The sequence below is a fragment of the uncultured Streptococcus sp. genome, assembly GCF_963511325.1.
In the GTDB taxonomy this organism is placed as follows: Bacteria; Bacillota; Bacilli; order Lactobacillales; family Streptococcaceae; genus Streptococcus.
In genome coordinates, this window is record NZ_CAUPII010000006.1 from 14,640 (window position 1) to 33,984 (window position 19,345).

The 19,345-nt window shown below is 38.4% G+C and carries 18 protein-coding genes; 3 read left to right on the top strand and 15 right to left on the bottom strand.

The genetic code is table 11. The features are described from left to right. The 14 genes from RQ973_RS03115 to RQ973_RS03180 form a co-directional block, all read right to left on the bottom strand. Positions 1 to 2,406 carry an AAA family ATPase gene (locus RQ973_RS03115; protein ID WP_075231765.1) on the bottom strand — a complete coding sequence of 802 codons (2,406 nt, stop codon included), beginning with the start codon at positions 2,404 to 2,406 and terminating at the stop codon, positions 1 to 3. Beyond that, on the bottom strand, positions 2,396 to 3,565 hold the full coding sequence (locus tag RQ973_RS03120; protein WP_075231766.1) for a DNA cytosine methyltransferase: 1,170 nt from the start codon (positions 3,563 to 3,565) through the stop codon (positions 2,396 to 2,398). Before RQ973_RS03120 ends, RQ973_RS03115 begins: the two co-directional genes overlap by 11 nt. Further along, a complete protein-coding gene (locus tag RQ973_RS03125; protein ID WP_083301288.1) occupies positions 3,558 to 4,934 on the bottom strand; it encodes a DNA cytosine methyltransferase in 1,377 nt (458 codons plus the stop codon). The genes RQ973_RS03120 and RQ973_RS03125 overlap by 8 nt, the downstream gene beginning before the upstream one ends. A 403-nt stretch (positions 4,935 to 5,337) precedes the next feature. Then, positions 5,338 to 6,696, bottom strand: a complete 1,359-nt coding sequence (gene rlmD / locus RQ973_RS03130) for a 23S rRNA (uracil(1939)-C(5))-methyltransferase RlmD (protein WP_311522710.1) — start codon at positions 6,694 to 6,696, stop codon at positions 5,338 to 5,340. A gap of 74 nt (positions 6,697 to 6,770) precedes the next feature. Further along, positions 6,771 to 7,745: a DUF1002 domain-containing protein gene (locus RQ973_RS03135; protein ID WP_311522711.1), complete on the bottom strand. Its 975-nt coding sequence runs from the start codon at positions 7,743 to 7,745 to the stop codon at positions 6,771 to 6,773. Positions 7,746 to 7,827: 82 nt separating this feature from the next. Continuing rightward, a complete protein-coding gene (locus RQ973_RS03140) occupies positions 7,828 to 8,430 on the bottom strand; it encodes a lysozyme family protein (RefSeq protein ID WP_311522712.1) in 603 nt (200 codons plus the stop codon). Then, on the bottom strand, positions 8,430 to 9,404 hold the full coding sequence (locus RQ973_RS03145; protein ID WP_311522713.1) for a nucleoid-associated protein: 975 nt from the start codon (positions 9,402 to 9,404) through the stop codon (positions 8,430 to 8,432). Before RQ973_RS03145 ends, RQ973_RS03140 begins: the two co-directional genes overlap by 1 nt. A gap of 7 nt (positions 9,405 to 9,411) precedes the next feature. Then, a complete protein-coding gene (gene glyA / locus RQ973_RS03150; protein ID WP_311520141.1) occupies positions 9,412 to 10,668 on the bottom strand; it encodes a serine hydroxymethyltransferase in 1,257 nt (418 codons plus the stop codon). 66 nt (positions 10,669 to 10,734) lie between these two features. Beyond that, complete coding sequence (locus RQ973_RS03155) at positions 10,735 to 11,166, bottom strand: GNAT family N-acetyltransferase (protein WP_311522714.1); 432 nt, start codon at positions 11,164 to 11,166, stop codon at positions 10,735 to 10,737. 1 nt (position 11,167) lies between these two features. Continuing rightward, the gene (locus RQ973_RS03160; protein ID WP_311522715.1) at positions 11,168 to 11,770 is read right to left on the bottom strand and encodes an L-threonylcarbamoyladenylate synthase; all 603 of its coding nucleotides are present in this window, start codon (positions 11,768 to 11,770) and stop codon (positions 11,168 to 11,170) included. Next, a complete protein-coding gene (gene prmC, locus RQ973_RS03165; protein WP_311522716.1) occupies positions 11,754 to 12,590 on the bottom strand; it encodes a peptide chain release factor N(5)-glutamine methyltransferase in 837 nt (278 codons plus the stop codon). Before prmC ends, RQ973_RS03160 begins: the two co-directional genes overlap by 17 nt. Further along, complete coding sequence (prfA, locus tag RQ973_RS03170) at positions 12,590 to 13,669, bottom strand: peptide chain release factor 1 (RefSeq protein ID WP_001028810.1); 1,080 nt, start codon at positions 13,667 to 13,669, stop codon at positions 12,590 to 12,592. Before prfA ends, prmC begins: the two co-directional genes overlap by 1 nt. A 9-nt stretch (positions 13,670 to 13,678) precedes the next feature. Continuing rightward, the gene (locus RQ973_RS03175) at positions 13,679 to 14,158 is read right to left on the bottom strand and encodes a GNAT family N-acetyltransferase (RefSeq protein ID WP_311522717.1); all 480 of its coding nucleotides are present in this window, start codon (positions 14,156 to 14,158) and stop codon (positions 13,679 to 13,681) included. Further along, positions 14,148 to 14,747 (bottom strand): thymidine kinase, encoded by a 600-nt coding sequence (locus tag RQ973_RS03180; RefSeq protein WP_311522718.1) that lies wholly within the window; start codon positions 14,745 to 14,747, stop codon positions 14,148 to 14,150. Before RQ973_RS03180 ends, RQ973_RS03175 begins: the two co-directional genes overlap by 11 nt. Positions 14,748 to 14,870: 123 nt before the next feature. Between RQ973_RS03180 and RQ973_RS03185 the strand changes: the two genes are divergently transcribed. Further along, positions 14,871 to 15,053, top strand: a complete 183-nt coding sequence (locus RQ973_RS03185; RefSeq protein WP_001117401.1) for a 4-oxalocrotonate tautomerase — start codon at positions 14,871 to 14,873, stop codon at positions 15,051 to 15,053. Positions 15,054 to 15,174: 121 nt separating this feature from the next. Then, a complete protein-coding gene (mnmE, locus tag RQ973_RS03190) occupies positions 15,175 to 16,548 on the top strand; it encodes a tRNA uridine-5-carboxymethylaminomethyl(34) synthesis GTPase MnmE (protein WP_311522719.1) in 1,374 nt (457 codons plus the stop codon). A 287-nt stretch (positions 16,549 to 16,835) separates the two neighbouring features. Here the strand turns inward: mnmE and hemH are convergent, their stop codons facing one another. Further along, complete coding sequence (gene hemH / locus RQ973_RS03195) at positions 16,836 to 17,930, bottom strand: ferrochelatase (RefSeq protein WP_311522720.1); 1,095 nt, start codon at positions 17,928 to 17,930, stop codon at positions 16,836 to 16,838. A 154-nt stretch (positions 17,931 to 18,084) separates the two neighbouring features. On the opposite strand from hemH, the gene pepT reads away from it, so the two are divergent. Further along, positions 18,085 to 19,308 carry a peptidase T gene (gene pepT / locus RQ973_RS03200; RefSeq protein WP_311522721.1) on the top strand — a complete coding sequence of 408 codons (1,224 nt, stop codon included), beginning with the start codon at positions 18,085 to 18,087 and terminating at the stop codon, positions 19,306 to 19,308. The last annotated feature ends 37 nt before the right edge of the window (positions 19,309 to 19,345 follow it).

A 19,345-nucleotide genomic window follows, 5' to 3' on the forward strand; every position in this document is an offset into this window, starting at 1 on the left:
CTAGTCCTTATCGCTTGAAGCAAATTCATCATATTTTTTTGAGACACTATGAGTAAAAATCTGCAATCCTTTAACTTCAAACTCCTTACAGATAACTGAGTATCTGTTTGAATTCTCTATTCCTTGGAAGAAATCTTTCCTCTTCTGCTTAGCGGCATCATCAAAGAGATACATCAAGACCTTGTTCTTGAAGACATCAAGGAACATGTCACTTAGTATAGGCTCATAAGATTTCTTATCTGACCCTGCTGGATTACTAGCATCTGATTTAACCTCAATCTTATATGAATCAAGTTTAATGAAGAATGGACCCATCAACTTATCTTCATTGACATTGTAATCTTCAGATAAAACTTCATTGAGTGCCTTACGAAGTGCATTCCACTCATAAGTTTGACTCGCAACATTAAATTTATATCCTTCAATATCAGCTTCTCCGCCATCTAGTTCTAGATACTCAAAATCCCAGCGTCTTTTAAAGGCAGTATCCATAGGGAAAACACCTTGGTCAGCACTATTCATTGTAGCCCAAATATATAGGTTGTCTGGCAAAGTCAATGTAGCTACTTTATCTTCTGAAACTTTCAGTTCGTTTGCAAGATAATGTCTCAAATCCTCAGAAGTACGAATTGGATACTCACTGACACCATTTTTTCGGTCCAATAATTGGAAAATGTCACCAAAGACTGCTGCAACCTTAGCTCGGTTAATCTCCTCGATTAGCAAAAGATAAGGTTTAGGATTATCTGTTTGAGCACTCTTTAGTGCTTTTACATAAGAACGGATGAATGGCCCAGGGACATATTGATAAGAGATTTCTTCTTTTCCATCCTTATTTATAATTGGGACTGGTTTATAAGTACCGACAAATTGAGAGAAGGTATAATCTGGATGGAAAGTTACCCTCTCATAGTCTTTTTCAGCATTTTCAAGTAAGTCGACCATATCATTACCTAACTTATGACTCTTACCAGTACCAGGTGCACCAAAAAGAACACGGTTCAGTGAAAAAGCACTTTTATGAGTTGTTTCATATTCTAAATTTACATCATTAATATTTTCGTTTATGTCTGAGTCATTTTTAATCAAGACTCTCTTGAATTCAAAATCAAAATTCATATCAGTTTTTTTTTCATCCATAATAATAGCTCCTATAATATTTAAATTAGGTGGAATAATTATTTCATTCGGTGACAATATAGATTCAGCTTCTTTTGATTTCTTAACTAAATACTGGTATAAAGTCTCATCTTTAACAGGTGTTCTTGAATAACCATTATCATTATCGAGGAAATTATTAACCCTATTCATCAATTGAGCATATTTACCAAATGTTTTATAAAGTGTATCCTCATCAATCCCCTCAATAATAAGATAAATGTTGTTTTTGCTATTATTAAAGGATTTTAATAGTGCTTTTTCAAATAGGAATGGCTGAAATTCTTCATCTGAATCATAAGCAAATAACAGTCTCTCCTGATTGTCCGACTGATACCTGTACACAAATGTCTCATCACTTATTCTCCCTAATACTGTATCATTAATCCAATGCTTTATAGATTTAAGATTGTCATTTGAGTAAGCAAAAATCTGTAAAGGTTGGAAAGTAGCTGATATAGCTTCAATTTGTTTTTTATGAACGGTTTCCACGTTATCACTCAAAGAATAGTATATTTTTTTACTATTCTCATCTCTTACACTTGTTAATAAACCTATACTTGGATCAGTAAAAATATTAATTATTTTACAGTCATTGACAATGTTTTTAATTTTCCACTGTTCAATGAACTCACTATAGTCATCAATACTTTTTGCTCTATTTGCTTTTATTGTTTCGATCGCCTCCTCGAAAGATGAAACAGGACTATCAGTCTTACCATCTGTCCCTCTATTCAAACCGTAAATTACAAAGCAAATCTCCTCTGCAGTAGCCGAGCCTAGCTCATATATAGTCTTAAAAACAATTTTAGCTGGTTCAATATCTGTATTTGACTGTTCAGCACCACAGTTATTTTTTCCAAAGGTATCAAAAATTACACTTTCAAAGATTAAGTTAATAAAATCAGAACGGTTCTCTTCCTTAATCTTAAACCTATTTTTAGATTCAATGTCAACACCAGAATCTTCAATATAGTTATTGAGAATTTCTCCTCTATGAGTTAATACTAGTAATGGTTTATTATTAGAATCAATTTTTACATCCACAAATCCAAAATATCTAGGAAATTTACTCTTATTAAATGGAGTTCGATTTTCTATATCATAAGGTTGACCTATAAACTTCCCCATCTGCATACTAAAATCTGTGCGACTTATACTACCGTTATTAGATGAAATAATTCTGATTGTATACAAAAAGTAACTTAAATTCATACTCGCTTTATCTATGGTAAGTCTACCTATCATAATGTCCCTCCTTTATAAGAGAAATGACTGCTTTTTTAATAAGTAATGGAGGTATACCTTCTCCAATAACTTTGCGAATAAGAACTTCTTTTGCCCATTTAGGAATATTCCAATCTAGTGGTAATGAAGAAAGAATGATTAATTCATATATAGATAGTGCTCGTGGATCTGAATATTCACGAAGTTCGTCATTAACACTATCTACAATACATCTTCCTGGGTGTACAGTAGAAAATGCTGATATTACACCACTATTTTGCATTATTGTTGTTGCTGGCTTTTCCCAAAACATTCTCATGTATGTTCTAGGTGCTCCCTTAATTCTTCGACCCTTTGTCATAGGGAAGAATTTATCATTTTTGAATGCTGAAGTTCCGCTAGGAGTGTGAATCATCCACTCAACTTGTCTCCAGCTATGAGTGGGAGGATAATGCCATTTTGACACTTTCAAACCTTCTAATTTCTTTTTTTCATAGTCAGGAAATCGCCACTGCTCATCCTTTTCTCTTATATGTGGGTCCAACGAAGGGAGTGAACCTATAGCATCTTGCAACGTTATAATTTTTTCTTCTTTTGGAGGAAATTCCCATTTAACTCCTTCGGATTTTAAGGTCATTAGATAGATATACCGCTGTCTTGATTGTGGGATTCCATAATCCATTGTATTAACAATACGATCTGTATTGATATTGTAAATTGCACCTAATTCTCGCTCTATATAGTCAGGAATAAAAATATACTCATCATTATATAATATCTGCGTATGTTGCTGCATTGTGACATTTTCAATAATGACAAATCTAGGCTTCAATTCTTTTATTGCTTCTACTGCATAGTGGACAAGAAAATTCCTAGAATCTTTAGGATCTTTTCTACCCGCATTTGACATCCCTTGACAAGGGGGAGTAGCAATAACCATTTCAACACCAGCTTCTTTTGCGGTCAACATCACTTTATCGAAAACATCCCTATCTGTAATATCACCTTGGATAATACTAACATCTGGATATAAATGTGAATAAAATTTACATCTTTCCTCTAAAAGTTCATTAGCAACACATACATCCACACCTACATCCGATAAATAAGTCTCTGCTATACCAACATTTGAAAATAGGGAAAGTGCTTTGACTCTTTTTTTAAATTTTATATCACTCACTTAACAATTGCTCCAATCTTATTATTGCTTGCTCAATTAGCTTCGGTGGAACTCCCTCACCAAGAATTTCACGTATTAGATTACTACTAGCATTATCAGGAATATTCCAATCATCAGGTAACGAAGACACTCTCATTAATTCGAAAATCGATAAAACCCTAGCATCGGACCAAATTCGTTCTTCTTCATTAACAGAATCAACAATCACAAATCCAGGATGTCCATTTTCTTGAGAGCCAATCCTACTTGTGTATTTAGTTACAGTATATGCTGGTTTATCCCACCACTGTCTTTTATAAGTATTTTTATATCCTTTAGATTTTGTCCCATCTGCCAAAGTAGGATAGTACTTTTCATTTTCCCAAGCTGAACATCCCTCTGGTGTGTGCATCATTGCAATAACATGTCTATACTTATGCTTTGGTGGAAAATGCCATTTCGATACAGCAAGTCCTCTTTCTTTTTTTATATAGTAATCTGGGAACAGTTTAACTCTTTCTTCCTCACTAATATCTGTGACATCAGGATCTAATGATGGTAAGTCACCAATGGCATCACGCATAGTCACAATTTTAGTTGATGGTTCTGGAAATTCCCACTGAATGTTAGTATCAATTCTTGACAGGAGGTACACACAACGTTCTCTTGATTGAGCAACTCCGTAATTTTTAGCACTGACAACTTTATTCTCATTAAATCTATATTCCTCTCCCAATTCCGCTACAAGATAATCATTAATTAAAACCCACTCACCATTGATTTCAATCATTGTATTTAGCATCTCTGGGACATTTTCAATAATTACGAATTTAGGTTTAAGTTGTTTGATTGCTTTAACTACAACCATGATTAACCTATTTCTAGGATCATCTTTAAGTTTCTTACCAGCAGTACTCATTCCCTGACAAGGAGGTGTTGCTATTAAAAAATCACATTTTTCGTCTATAGCTGCTTTGATCACTTTATCATAAACTTCTTTATCAGTTAAGTCTCCTTGAAAAACATTTACATTAGGATAAAGATGTTTGTATATCCTCACTCGCTCAGGTAATAGCTCAGCAGCAACCTTCACATGAATACCATGCTTTTCAAAATAAGTTTCTGCTATTCCAGCACTCGCAAATAATGAAATACCTCGAAAATTCATTCTATCCAGCTCCAATTCTTCTTTTGTTCCTTCTAGGGTAAGTAAGTCTCCAATCTCACAATCAAATAACTTACACAATTTTTCAATAGTTTCAAAATCTATCCTAGTAGCTCTATCATGATAAAGTTGAGTAATAGTACTTCTAGCTAACTTAGTTTGTTTATGAACATCTTGTATGCATAATCTTGATTTCCCCATCAAAGTGGAAAGATGACATTTCATTAATTACTCCTCCAGTAAATAAATCTTTAGATATTATATCACAAATAAAGCGGATGCACTACAATTTAAACGGCTTTTAGTTAGTTGTCTTTTCTTAAAGTACATAAAAAAGATTTTTAGTTGAAAACAATATTTTCTTTTGATAAAACGCAAAACCACTGTTACCAGTGGTTTCAAAAAGCCTTTCGTTCCAAAGTTTTTACTCTTTTACAAGTAATCCTACACACTCGGCGGTTCGGAATCACCGTATTACTTCGACATAATCTCTTCACTCTACGACACCTATCCCATGGGCAGATCATCTGTTTCTACTTCGCTGATGCCTCAGCTCGTACAAGCAGTGATACTGCCTCAACATGATGCGTTTGCGGGACTCAAAAGGTTTGGGTGAACCTTTTGAGGATTAACTGCGTTTCACTAACAAGCTTACACACTCGACGTGGTGCGTTTGCGGGAAAAGATCAACCGGCTGGACTTTCTTCAATTCATAGCCCAACTCTTGGTAGAGTTTAATATCACGCGCCATGGTCGCGACGTTACAGGAGATATAGGCGATGCGGTCAGCTCCTGTTTGGGCGCTTGCTTTGATAAAGCTTTCGGTCAAGCCCTTGCGTGGTGGGTCAACCAGGATAGCGGTTGGTTGAATGCCTTCCTTGAGCCAATTCTTCATAGCATTTTCAGCTGTGTCACAGACATAGTGAGCATTGGTAATGCCATTTATACTAGCATTCTTCTGGCTATTTTCTACTGCTTCTGGGATGACTTCTACTCCATAAACTTCCTTAACATGCTTAGCGACAGATAATCCAATAGTTCCGATTCCTGAGTAGGCGTCAATGACCACATCATCTTCACTTAACTCCGCAAAATCAATAGCTGTCTGATAAAGCTTCTCTGCCATTTCGGTATTGACCTGGTAAAAGGCTGGTCCAGAGATTTGGAAGCTATTCCCTAACATTTGGTCCGTAATGTAATCTTGACCATAAAGCCTACGCCATTCTTTCCCGAAAATGGCATTGGTATTCTGGTCATTGATATTTTGCATGACAGACACAATCTCTGGAAATTGCTTGATTAGTTGTTCAATCAATTGTTCTACTCGGAAAACTTTAGGACGTGTACACACTATGATAACCATGATTTGTCCTGAATGGTGTCCACGACGAACAACAAGGTTACGAATCAAGCCAGACTGTTCCTTCTCATCATATGGTTTTAAGTCATAACGACGAAGCAAATCTCGTAAAACAAGGATAACTTGGTCAATGACTGGATCCTGAATGTAAAAATCTTCCAATGGCATAAGGTCATGAGAATTCTTACGGAAGAAACCAGTTTCCAGAACACCATTGACACGACGAACAGGAACCTGAGCCTTGTTACGATACTTGATAGGATCTTCCATACCAAGAGTATCTGCGACCTCTACATCCGTGATTCCAGCAATCTTATATAGACTATCTTTTACTTGCTTGGTTTTAAACTTGAGTTGCTCTGGATAAGCTAGATGTCCCAAGTCAGCAATCCCTGAACGCAGGTAAGCCAAATCTAAGTCTTGATTACGGTGAGGAGATTGTGTAAGGTATTCCTCAACCTTACCAAAGCCAATCTTCTTGTTGACTTTAAGGACACGCATAAGGATCTTCTCAGTCGGTAGAGCATTCTCTACAAAAAAGACCAAGCCATCTACCTTGGCAACTCCTGCTCCTTCATGGGTCAGATCGACAATCTCTACTTCTACAATATCATTTTTCTTTAACATATTTTTCACTTTCTATCAGCCGACAAAAAAAGACGGCAACTGTTCTGTTACCATCTATTATACCATGAATTAGCCTAAGCACCAAAACTCTTGAAAAAGTTTACAATTGCTTGCCAAATAGCACTGAGGATATTGCCACCGTCTTGAATAGCTTTATTAGCATCAAAGTTAAGGTCAATATTGCTAAAACTATCTCCTGCTTGCGCAACGATACTTTGTTTCAAATCCTTTAAAGTCTTTGTGAAATCTTCGTTATTGAGAATATCGCTCTTGGAAAGATTGAAGGCAAAGTTGATGATGATATTGACTTGGTTCCCTGTTATAACCTGATCCAGCTTATAATTTTTCAACGTATCTTCAACAATCTTACGAACATCATCTTCAGTAAGCTCGCCCTTAGACTCTTTGGCTTTAGCGATAGCAGATTTGATATCGGCAAGGGCTACATTGAGTTTATTGGCATCATAGCCTGATTTGTCCTTATTTTCATCGTTGATGTCTGACAAGGCTTTTAGTTCTTCCTGAGCTAGGTCTTTATTTTCTTGAGGAAGTTGAACACCATTAGCTTCTAGTGAATAGTAAATACCTGCTAGAGCACTTTCACCTGTTACAGGGATTGGTGCAGCTACGGTTATACGAGCATGCTCCACACCCAAGGTAACGGCCGCATTACGATACATGTCTTGGGTCACTTTAGTGATATTTTCAGGGGTTTCAATCTTCACTTCAAGTGGAGATTTTTCACCTAATTTTTGAATTTTTGCAGACGAATAGAGCTGGAGACTAGAGTCATTGGCGACGTTCATAATCTTTGAGTAGACATCTGGCGTCATAGTCTTCAGTTCTTTGGTATCTGTAGAGGCGTTATAGCCGAGTTTTTTTAATGTTTGATTTTTTTGATCTTCTGTTAACGAAGAACCCAAGACATACTCAGGTTGAACATAAGTTTCATCAATTACTTTTTGAACATCAGTGGCTGCTTGAGCGCTTTGCAAAGTTGCAACTGCTAAAAGAACTGCAGCACTAATCAGAAAGAATTTCTTTCTCATTGGACTCTCCTCCTTTTCCTATCTAGGATAGTCGATTAGCCTTAAAGAAAGCTTATAAAAGCACCTAGAATTTTCTAAGTGCTTAAAATAGATTAAAAAATTTAAGAATGTAGAGATTTAGTTGAACCTGTCTAGAGTAATAATAGTTTCCACCATCCACATAGAGTTCTCCACCTTGAAAGATGGAAATTGGATTGACATAGCGATAGGTTCTTCCAGTTGTATTTCCTAATGTCGGCGCAACGGTATCTCTTGAGTATTTCTTGGCTAGTGCAAGGGTATTTTCTTTCCCATTTTGAGCGATAAAATCAATATAAGCAGGCCCAAAGTTATAGGCCTGTACGGCAGTCCAAACATCTACACCCTTTTCTTGTGCTAAATAAAGATTCTCTGTCAAGGTTTGAATTCCCTGACGAATACTACTCCTATTGTCAGAAATCGTATTTGTAGTTCCGCTGGCAGACTCACTTGACTGCATCACGTCACTTTCTTTACCTTTGGTTTCGGTATAAATCATGGCCAGGACTAGTTCTTCATTTGCTGGCGTATCTTGCTCACTTAAAACCTCTCGTACCAAGGATTGATAAGTCATGACCTGCTTCACATCCCGATACATAAGAAAAAGTTTATAACCAGTAAATAAGATAAGAACAAGCACCAAGACCCTTCTTATAAATTTAAACATTATTTGCTTTGTATATCCTCGATGTTTTTGATTAAGATAGAGTAGGTGCCATTGTCATTTTGGATAAATTCGACCGACTCAGCATCTTGGTAAATATTATTGGGTACGATTAACTCAATCCCATTTGACAGAGAAAGCTTTTGGTTTTCAAATTTCTTTAATTGACGACTAGCATCGATTTCATCAAATTGAACTGGCTCTGGCACTGCTTCCTTGACTTGGTCAATAAAGCTAAGACGTGCAGTGAGATTGTTGTCAAAAAGGTCATTTGCCAATTTTTCTGGAGACAATTCATTGCTTTCTTCAAGATTGTTAAAAATAGCAGACTTAACCTTGGATTGAAATTGAAAATTATCTGTATTAAATGTTTCAGCAATTCTCTGAGCTGTTTTTTCCAGTTCCTTGATTGACTTCTTAGGTGAAATTTGGGGCTGAGTCTGTATCAGATTCTCAGAAAAATAGTTCAAAAAAGTCCCGTTATACTTGATTCGTTTCTCAATCAGGTGATATTTTCGGCTTTGAAGATTGACCACCAAGGCCTCGTCAGCCCCTGTACCAAATCCTGGTAGATTGTTTTGTGTTAGCTTGATTGGATTGTCAACTTCTCCGCCTAGATGGGTCAAGGTTTCTCGCAGAGCAATTCGTAGGAAGGCAAAATGCTCCACTCCTTCTTTAGAAAACTGAACAAAAATCAAGTCATTGGTCTTAAGATTTTCAGAAATGCTGAATTCTTCTTTCCAGAGGTTAGCCAGCGTCACCGATGTCTCCAACAAATCGTCTGTAATGTGATTGAAGAAGGGATTTTCTTCTTCGAAAATCCCAGTCTTGGCTTCATCTGAATACACACGTTCGATTTTCTTGCGTAAGTATTCTTCGATTTTTGGAGTGATATTGAGAAATTTATCCGCTAGAAACAACTCTGTGTCATCAGGGCTGAACTGATGGATAATGGCTTTCTTAATATAAATGTCCATAAAAATTTTAGTCCTCATATAATGGGAAGGCATCTGTCAAGACTTTGACTTCGCTTCTTACTTCATCTAAAATAGCTTCATTTTCTGCATTTTTAAGGGCTTTAATGATAAGCTCAGCCACTTTACGACTTTCTTCTTCACCAAAACCACGTGCAGTTGTTGCTGCTGCACCGATACGAATACCACTTGTCTTAAATGGTGACAAAGTTTCGTATGGAATTGAGTTTTTATTTAGGGTAATATTGACCACATCTAGCAAGTTTTGAGCAACTTTTCCGTTTTCTACAACATTAGTTACATCTACTAGGAAGAGGTGATTTTCAGTACCACCAGAGATAATTCGGAAATCAGGGTCTTGCAAGAAGACTTCTGCCATAGCCTTGCTGTTCTTAATAACATTTGCTGCATATTCCTTGAAGGCTGGGTCCAATACCTCTTTAAAGGCAACAGCCTTAGCAGCAACAACGTGCTCTAATGGTCCACCTTGGATACCTGGGAAGATAGCTGAGTTAATTTTCTTAGCAAGATCTTCGTCGTTGGTCAAAATCAAACCACCACGTGGACCACGAAGGGTTTTGTGGGTCGTTGTTGTTGTAATATGTGCATAAGGCACTGGACTTGGATGAAGACCAGCAGCAACCAAGCCAGCAATATGAGCCATATCTACCATGAGTTTAGCACCAACAGCATCTGCAATTTCACGGAATTTTGAAAAATCAATAATTTGAGAGTAGGCTGAAGCTCCTGCTACAATTAATTTTGGTTTTACTTCTTGTGCTTGTTTTAAGATAGCATCAAAGTCCAAGAGCTCTGTTTCTGGATCTACGCTATAAGAAACAAAGTTGTAGGTTTGACCAGAGAAGCTGACAGGAGCTCCGTGAGTCAAGTGCCCACCTGCTGCCAAATCCATTCCCATAACCGTATCGCCAGGCTCAATCAAGGCCATGTAAGCTGCACAGTTGGCTTGACTTCCTGAGTGGGGTTGGACATTGGCAAACTTGGCACCGAAGATTTCTTTTGCACGTTCAATAGCTAGACTTTCAACGATATCTACTACATCAGTACCACCGTAATAACGGCGTCCTGGGTAACCTTCGGCATATTTATTGGTCAAGATAGACCCTTGAGCTGCCATTACAGCCTTAGAAACGACGTTTTCAGAAGCAATCAACTCGATGTTGTTTTGTTGACGTTCTTCTTCCTTAGCAATAGCATTCCAAAGATCTGCATCATAAGCTTTAAAATCATCTTTGTCAAAAATCATAGGTCTTCTCCTTTATAGTGTGACAGGTCTTTAGTTTGTTTTTACAACAAGAATATAAAATCCAAACTAAAAAATGCGAATAAACCGTTTCTGCGTCTTATCACAGGTATAACCAACTTTTTCATAGAAAGCATGCGCACCTAAACGATGGTCTGCAGAATTTAAGCGGATAAACCCATAATCACGTCTTTTTGCTTCTTCTTCCAACCCTTGTAATAAGCTTTTACCAATACCTTGACCTTGCGCTTGAGGTGAAACTGCTAAGGCTAAAATATTAAATCCTGCTTTAGAATAAAGTGATTCATAAACCTCGGCATGAACATAACCAACTAAGTCATGGCTGGTCGAATCCTCGAAACCCAGTAGGTAATGATGTGAGTCTTGAGATAACTTAGCTAGTTGACTAGCCGTTTCCTCTAAACTAAACGAATAGCCTAAAGTTTCTTTGTTAATCTCACAAATAGCTGCAACATCTCTTGTTTTCAAATCACGTAGCATATCATACCTCCTCAAAAAGAATGGCTGGTATCTTGGCAAGGATATCTTCTCGAGTAATCGCTCCTTGGCGTAGAATCTTTACCTTGTCGCCAGATAAGTCTAAAATAGTCGAATCCTGACCTGTTAAAAATGCATCGTCTTCAAGTCCCAAGACCTCTTGGTCAAAATCATGAAGGATCTTTCGAAAAGTAACTCCACTTGATTGACCTGAGATATTGGCAGAAGGTCCGATTAAGGGGCCAAATTCACGAATCAACTCCAGAGTTACTGGATGACTCGGCATGCGAAATCCAACAGTCGGCAAATCTGAATTGACCCAGTAAGGAACCTTGTCATTAGCTTCTAAGATAATGGTCAAAGGGCCTGGCAAAAAACTTTCAACCAGTTTATTGAGATAAGGTGGCTGATTCTTAGAAAAGTTCAAGATATCGTCTAAACTTGCGACATTGAGATTAAGTGCCTTGTCTCTTGGGCGACGTTTAAGCTGATAAACATGGTCAACTGCCTTTTTATCCAATGCTTTTGCAAAAAGTCCATAAACTGTTTCCGTTGGCAAAACAACAGCTCCACCATTTTCAAGCTCGTGCTTAATTTTCTCCATCATCAATGACAACCATCCTATCTTGGCCAAATTGGTCTTTCAGAGTTCGAACTCGCTTCTCGGGAAAATTTTCCTTAAAGAGAGCAGGTACACTTTGTCCTTGTTTGTAGCCAATTTCAAGATAAATCTTACCACCATCATTTAGGAAGTCCTTTGATTCTTCCGCAATTCTGCGATAGATCGCTAGACCATCCTCATCTGCAAAGAGGGCTAAATGTGGCTCTGAATGGAGAACATTCAAACCTACTTCTGCCTCATCTACTCGAGATATGTAAGGTGGATTGGATACAATTATATCATATTTTGAAGAAATTTCGGAAAAACAGTCAGATTTAATAAAGGATAATGTTAGACCTTGTTTATTAGCGTTTTCCATCGCCAGATCCAAAGCATCTTGAGAAATATCGGCAGCTGTGATTGTCCAATCAGGTCTATTTTTAGCTAAGGCAAGAGCAATAGCACCACTCCCTGTTCCGATATCCAGAACTTTGAGGTTTTCCTTTGGATTCTCAGCCAAAATGAGTTCCACCAACTCTTCTGTCTCTGGTCGAGGAATCAAGACCCGCTCATCTACTTTTAACTGCATCTCAAAGAATTCAGCATGACCAATAATATACTGGGCGGGTATATGAGCTACCAGTTTCGTGTAAATATCCTCTACAAATCGTCTTTCTTCCTCTGAAATTTCTTGCTGAAGAGCAAAGACGAAGTCTGTAAAAGATAGATTTTTCAGGCTACGATAGACAAAGGAGAGGCTTTCTGCTTCCTCTCCCTGTGCTATCAACTTTTCCTCAAAATCCTTAAAAATTTGAGCTAATTTCATTATTTGTTTAATTCTTCCAATTTTTGAGTTTGGTCGTAAAGAACCAAGGCGTCCACAACTTCATCTAGTTTACCAGACAAAATAGTATCTAGTTTTTGAAGAGTCAAGCCAATACGGTGGTCAGTGACACGGTTTTGTGGGAAGTTATAGGTACGAATACGTTCTGAACGGTCACCAGTTCCGATTGTTGACTTACGCTCAGCGTCCTGCTCGTCTTGGGCAATCTGTGCAAAGTGGTCAGCAACACGCGCACGAATAATCTTCATAGCCTTCTCACGGTTTTTCTGCTGGGTACGTTCTTCCTGCATTTCAACCTTGATATTGGTTGGCAAGTGAACGATACGAACGGCAGTCGCAACCTTATTGACGTTCTGTCCACCAGCACCTGATGCATGGTAGATATCGACACGTAGGTCTTTCGGATCAATATCGTACTCTACTTCCTCCACTTCAGGCATGACTAGAACTGTCGCTGTCGAGGTATGAACACGACCTTGGCTTTCTGTCACAGGGACACGTTGAACACGATGGGCACCAGACTCATACTTAAGCTTAGAGTAAACTGACTGACCTGAAACCATGGCAACCACTTCTTTGAAACCACCAACACCGTTCATAGAGGCTTCCATGACTTCAAAGCGCCAACCTTGGGCTTCAGCATACTTTTGGTACATTGTTAGAAGGTCACCAGCAAAGAGGGCTGCCTCATCTCCACCAGCAGCTCCACGGATTTCAAGGATGATGTTCTTATCATCGTTTGGATCTTTAGGAAGAAGCAAGATTTTTAGTTTTTCTTCGTATTCTTCTTTTTCAGCCTTGGCATCTTTGAGTTCTTGCTTGGCCATTTCTTCCAAGTCCGCATCTCCACCTGATTCTTTAATCATCTCTTCGGCATCAATGATATTTTGAAGGACTTGTTTGTATTCGCGGTAGGCAGTTACAGTATCGCGAGTAGAAGCTTCCTCTTTTGAAAGCTCCATGAAACGCTTGGTATCAGAGACCACATCAGGGTCGCTCAGCAATTCTCCCAACTCTTCATAACGGTCTTCTACAGCTTGTAGTTGATCATAGATGTTCATTTTTTCTCCTTATTTCTCAATTGTTAAATCGTATATGGCTACTACTTCGTTCTCAAATATTTCCCCAGTTTCTTTAAATCCATAACTGAGGTAACAAGATCTTGCATGTTCATTTTCTGGTTCATAAGACAACCAAAGTTTATTGGCTAAACCTGCTGGCACTGTCCGAACATAGTCTAGCACCTTATCCATAATTGGTTTAAAATATCCTTGATCTTGAAAATGCTTATCAATCATGAAACGAAAAAGTAAATAATTTCCATTACTAATTCCGATTTTTTTATCATATGCTAACATCACAAAACCTATGATTGCATCATTATCGTAAACTGCCAATGGAGCTACAAAATCTCCATTTTTTGTGTAGACATATGCTTCAGCTAAACTAATTGCGTTGGTTGCAATGAATTGTTTTTGATATTCCTTGACATCCAAATTCAGAACATCAAAATAATTTTCCATGGTAACATCTCTTAGTTCAATTGCCATAGTCTTGTTCCTTTTTAGATGTTATCAGTGGTGCAAAATAATGTTTACGGCAAACCGAGATATAGGTTTCATTGCCACCTATCTGGATCTGCTCACCATCATAGACTGGCAATCCGTCCTGCGTGCGCAAGACCATGGTCGCTTTTTTCTTGCAATACTGGCAAATGGTCTTGATTTCGTCAATCTTATCTGCTAAGAGCAGAAGATATTTTGAACCTTCGAACAATTCATTACGAAAGTCATTTTTCAAACCAAATGCCATAACGGGTATGTCTAACTCATCGACAACACGCGCTAGGTCGTAAACATGATGACGTTTCAAAAACTGGGCCTCATCGACAAGTACACAGTAAGGCATTTCAGGTAAATCTCGGATAAATCCAAAGATATCCGTTGTTTCCTCAATAGCAACTGCTGGCCTTTTCATCCCAATTCGACTTGAAACATAGCCAACACCGTCACGCGTATCCAGAGCCGAAGTCATAATCACAACTCCCTTTCCTTGCTCCTCATAGTTATAGGCTACTTTGAGAATCTCAATCGTTTTTCCTGAGTTCATGGTCCCATAACGATAATACAACTGTGCCATGCTTCTATTTCACGTCCATTTCTAAATTTTTGCTACATTCTAGTATACCATATTTTCTCAAAGCTTTAAACGGCAAATTGTGGTAAAATAGAAGAAATCAAATAACTAGTGGAGGACGCAATTATGCCATTTGTACGCATCGATTTATTTGAAGGACGCACGTTAGAGCAAAAGAAAGCCCTAGCCAAGGAAGTTACGGAAGCTGTTGTTCGCAACACTGGTGCACCTCAATCTGCTGTTCATGTCATTATCAACGATATGCCTGAAGGAACCTATTTCCCACAAGGCGAAATGCGCACTAAGTAAAGCTTAAGCAATCTGCTTAGGCTTTTCTTTATAAGTGCCATTCGTTGAATAAAACACTATATTTTGTTACAATTTGAAGAGATATTAGTCTATACAAACAAATAAACTATAAGGAATTGAAATGATTACACGGGAATTTGATACCATTACAGCCATCTCGACACCGCTTGGTGAAGGGGCTATTGGGATAGTCCGCCTAAGCGGAACGGATAGTTTTGCCATTGCGCAGAAAATCTTTAAAGGCAAGGACTTGAGCAAGGTTGCTAGCCACACTCTTAACTACGGCCACATTGTTGATCCTCAAACTGGTAAGGTCATGGACGAGGTTATGGTTGGGGCTATGAAATCTCCAAAAACATTCACTCGTGAAGACATTATCGAGATTAACACCCACGGTGGAATCGCCGTAACCAATGAAATCCTGCAATTGGCTATCCGTGAAGGGGCACGCATGGCAGAACCTGGAGAATTTACCAAGCGTGCCTTCCTCAACGGTCGAGTGGACTTGACTCAGGCTGAAGCTGTGATGGATATTATACGTGCCAAGACAGACAAGGCCATGAATATTGCAGTCAAGCAACTAGACGGTTCTCTATCTGACTTGATTAATAATACTCGCCAAGAGATTCTCAATACCTTGGCTCAAGTTGAGGTTAATATCGACTATCCTGAATACGACGATGTGGAAGAAGCCACTACTGCCGTTGTCCGCGAAAAAACTATGGAGTTTGAACAACTCTTAACCAATCTCTTAAAAACGGCACGTCGTGGGAAGATTCTCCGTGAAGGGATTTCAACGGCTATCATTGGTCGTCCCAACGTTGGGAAATCCAGCCTCCTCAACAACCTATTGCGTGAAGATAAGGCCATCGTAACTGACATTGCTGGTACTACTCGAGACGTCATCGAAGAATACGTCAACATCAATGGTGTACCACTTAAGTTGATTGATACTGCGGGTATCCGTGAAACAGATGACATCGTCGAACAAATCGGTGTCGAGCGCTCCAAAAAAGCTCTCAAGGAAGCTGATTTGGTTTTACTCGTCTTAAACGCCAGCGAACCTCTAACTGCCCAAGACCGACAACTTCTTGAAATCAGCCAAGATACCAACCGTATCATCCTACTTAACAAAACTGACCTACCTGAGGCTATTGAAACTACCGAACTTCCTGAAGATGTCATCCGTATTTCGGTCCTCAAAAATCAAAACATTGATAAGATTGAAGAACGGATTAACAACCTCTTCTTTGAAAATGCTGGCTTAGTCGAACAAGATGCTACTTACTTGTCCAATGCCCGTCATATTTCATTAATTGAAAAGGCAGTCGAAAGCTTACAAGCTGTAAACGAAGGCCTCGAACTAGGAATGCCAGTTGATTTGCTTCAAGTTGATTTGACACGTACTTGGGAAATCCTCGGAGAAATCACTGGTGATGCTGCTCCAGATGAACTCATTACACAGTTGTTCAGCCAATTTTGTCTGGGTAAATAAGAAAAAACTAGGTCAAAAAAATGCTAGTCACCTAAAAAGAGGTTGGGACAAAAAGATCCCGACCTCACTTTTTATTATCAATCATAATTTGACGCGGTAGCTGATTGAACTTTTTGTTCGTCTTTTAGACTCCAAAAAGCTCCTAATCATCCTCGCGGGGCTGGAACTACGAAATCAAGACTTTGTCTATCGATTTCTGTCCCACCGCCTTTTCTTTCACCTTCTAAGCAATATCCTGCCTTAGCAAATATTTGAAACAAAACTTACCAGTTCTTTTCTATTTTCACTTAGTCTTTAGGTAATTTGCCAGCTTTTTCAAGCATTTTTTTGATTAAATAAGGCATCTTGACATTTTCACGACCTTTTTTCTCAATCAATTTTTTAACAAATTCTGGCATTTGTAAGTCTTGTGATTCATCTAAAATATTCTTAGTTTCATCCGAAGGGACTAATTCATCAAAGGTTTCTTCTTCTGGGAGGAATTCTCTAAATTCTTTATATTCGTTAGCTCGGACAATATTGACCAAGGCATCAATCAAACGAGAATCTGTATTTGGCATTGGTGGACGATGGTAGTTCACCTCCAATTCCTGACACAAGTCTTGACATTCCACATCGTTGTCAAACAAGACTTCAATATGCTCACTGATAAAACTAATAGGCACAAAAATATAATGTTCTGGATGCTCTTCCTGTTCTCTAAGATACTCCAATACATCTGGTTTAATCCAAGGAATACCAATATCACTTTCGCTCTGCCAAGTGTTGGTATATTGCTCTGGTTTCAAGCCTAATTTCTCAGCAATTAACTTGCTATTCTCGAAAATCTGGTCGATATAGGGATCACCAAAATCCAAGGCAAAAATGGGCACACTGTGGGCAGAAAAGATGACTTTAAAGCTATCCTGTTTCACCTTTTCTTTTAAAATCTTATCAATTTCAGCTGTCCAATAATTTAATAGTGCTTCTTCTTGATACCAGTCCTTAATAACTAAAAACTGAATTTGTTTGCTTTCCAGAAACTTTTCGTACCCCATGACAGAGTAAAAGGAATAGTGTGGCTCCAAAATCAAGCAAATACACTTTTCAATTCCATCTGCTTCCATTTGCCGAATTACATCTGGAATAAAAGGGGTTGAAAATTTATTGGCAAAATAGACACTATATTCATTTCCTAACCTAGCTTCTACCAAGGCAACTTCTTCACGGGTAATTCTTTGAAGTGGAGTTCCTCCAATTCGAACATAATTATCATAAAGGGTTTGAATCTCGTGGTCTTGAGGTCGAACTCCTCGACGAATGTTGGTAAAAAAATCGGCTACCCCTTCAAAGGTAATCTCTTCTGGTGAACCAAATGTCATCATTAAAATCGCTTTTTTCATATTTGCATCCTTGTGATATTTTTATCTTTTTTATTGTATCACTAAAGAAGCCATAAGTAAACGCTAACATAAGAATTTTATCTCCTTTCTGACTTTTGTTTTTCTCTTCCTTCTATGATACAATGGTTTTAAAAGAAGTAAAAAAGGAGTTTTTATGAAATACCCAACTTTGTTGGAGCGTTTTTTGACTTATGTCAAAGTCAATACACGTTCTGACGAACATTCAACCACTACACCAAGTACCCAAAGTCAAGTAGACTTCGCAACCAATGTCCTCATCCCAGAGATGAAACGTGTCGGTTTGCAAAATGTCTATTATTTGCCAAACGGTTTTGCTATCGGTACTCTTCCAGCTAACGATCCTAGTTTGACTCGTAAGATTGGCTTTATCTCCCACATGGATACAGCAGATTTTAATGCTGAAGGTGTTAACCCACAAGTAGTTGAAAAATACGACGGTGGCCTTATCGAGCTTGGGAACTCTGGTTTCAAACTAAATCCAGCGGATTTCAAGAGCTTAGAGAAATATCTAGGGCAAACCTTGATTACAACTGATGGAACTACTCTTCTCGGGGCTGATGATAAATCTGGTATCGCTGAAATCATGACATCTATCGAATACTTGACTGCTCATCCTGAGATTAAACACTGTGAAATCCGTGTTGGCTTTGGACCTGATGAAGAAATCGGTGTTGGTGCCAATAAGTTTGATGCAGAAGACTTCGATGTCGACTTTGCCTATACAGTTGACGGTGGACCTCTTGGTGAACTTCAGTATGAAACCTTCTCTGCTGCAGGTGCTGAACTTCATTTCCAAGGTCGTAATGTTCACCCAGGAACAGCCAAAGGGCAAATGGTTAATGCTCTCCAATTAGCCATTGACTTCCACAACCAACTCCCAGCAGGTGACCGACCTGAGTTGACTGAGGGGTACCAAGGTTTCTACCATCTCATGGATGTAACAGGAACTGTTGAGGAAGCGCGTGCTAGCTACATCATTCGTGACTTCGAAAAAGAAACCTTTGAAGCGCGTAAAGCTGCTATGCAAGCTATTGCTGATAAGATGAACCAAGAACTTGGTAGTGATCGTGTTACTTTAACTTTGACAGATCAGTATTACAACATGAAGGAAGTCATTGAAAAGGATATGACACCAGTAACCATTGCCAAAGCAGTTATGGAAGACCTTGGTATCACACCAATTATCGAGCCTATCCGTGGAGGAACAGACGGTTCTAAAATTTCCTTTATGGGAATTCCTACGCCAAATATCTTTGCTGGTGGCGAAAATATGCACGGTCGTTTTGAATACGTTAGTCTACAAACAATGGAACGTGCAGTTGACACCATTATTGGGATTGTAGCTTATAAAGACTAAAGAGATCGGGAAAAAATTCCCGACCTCTTTTTTATCA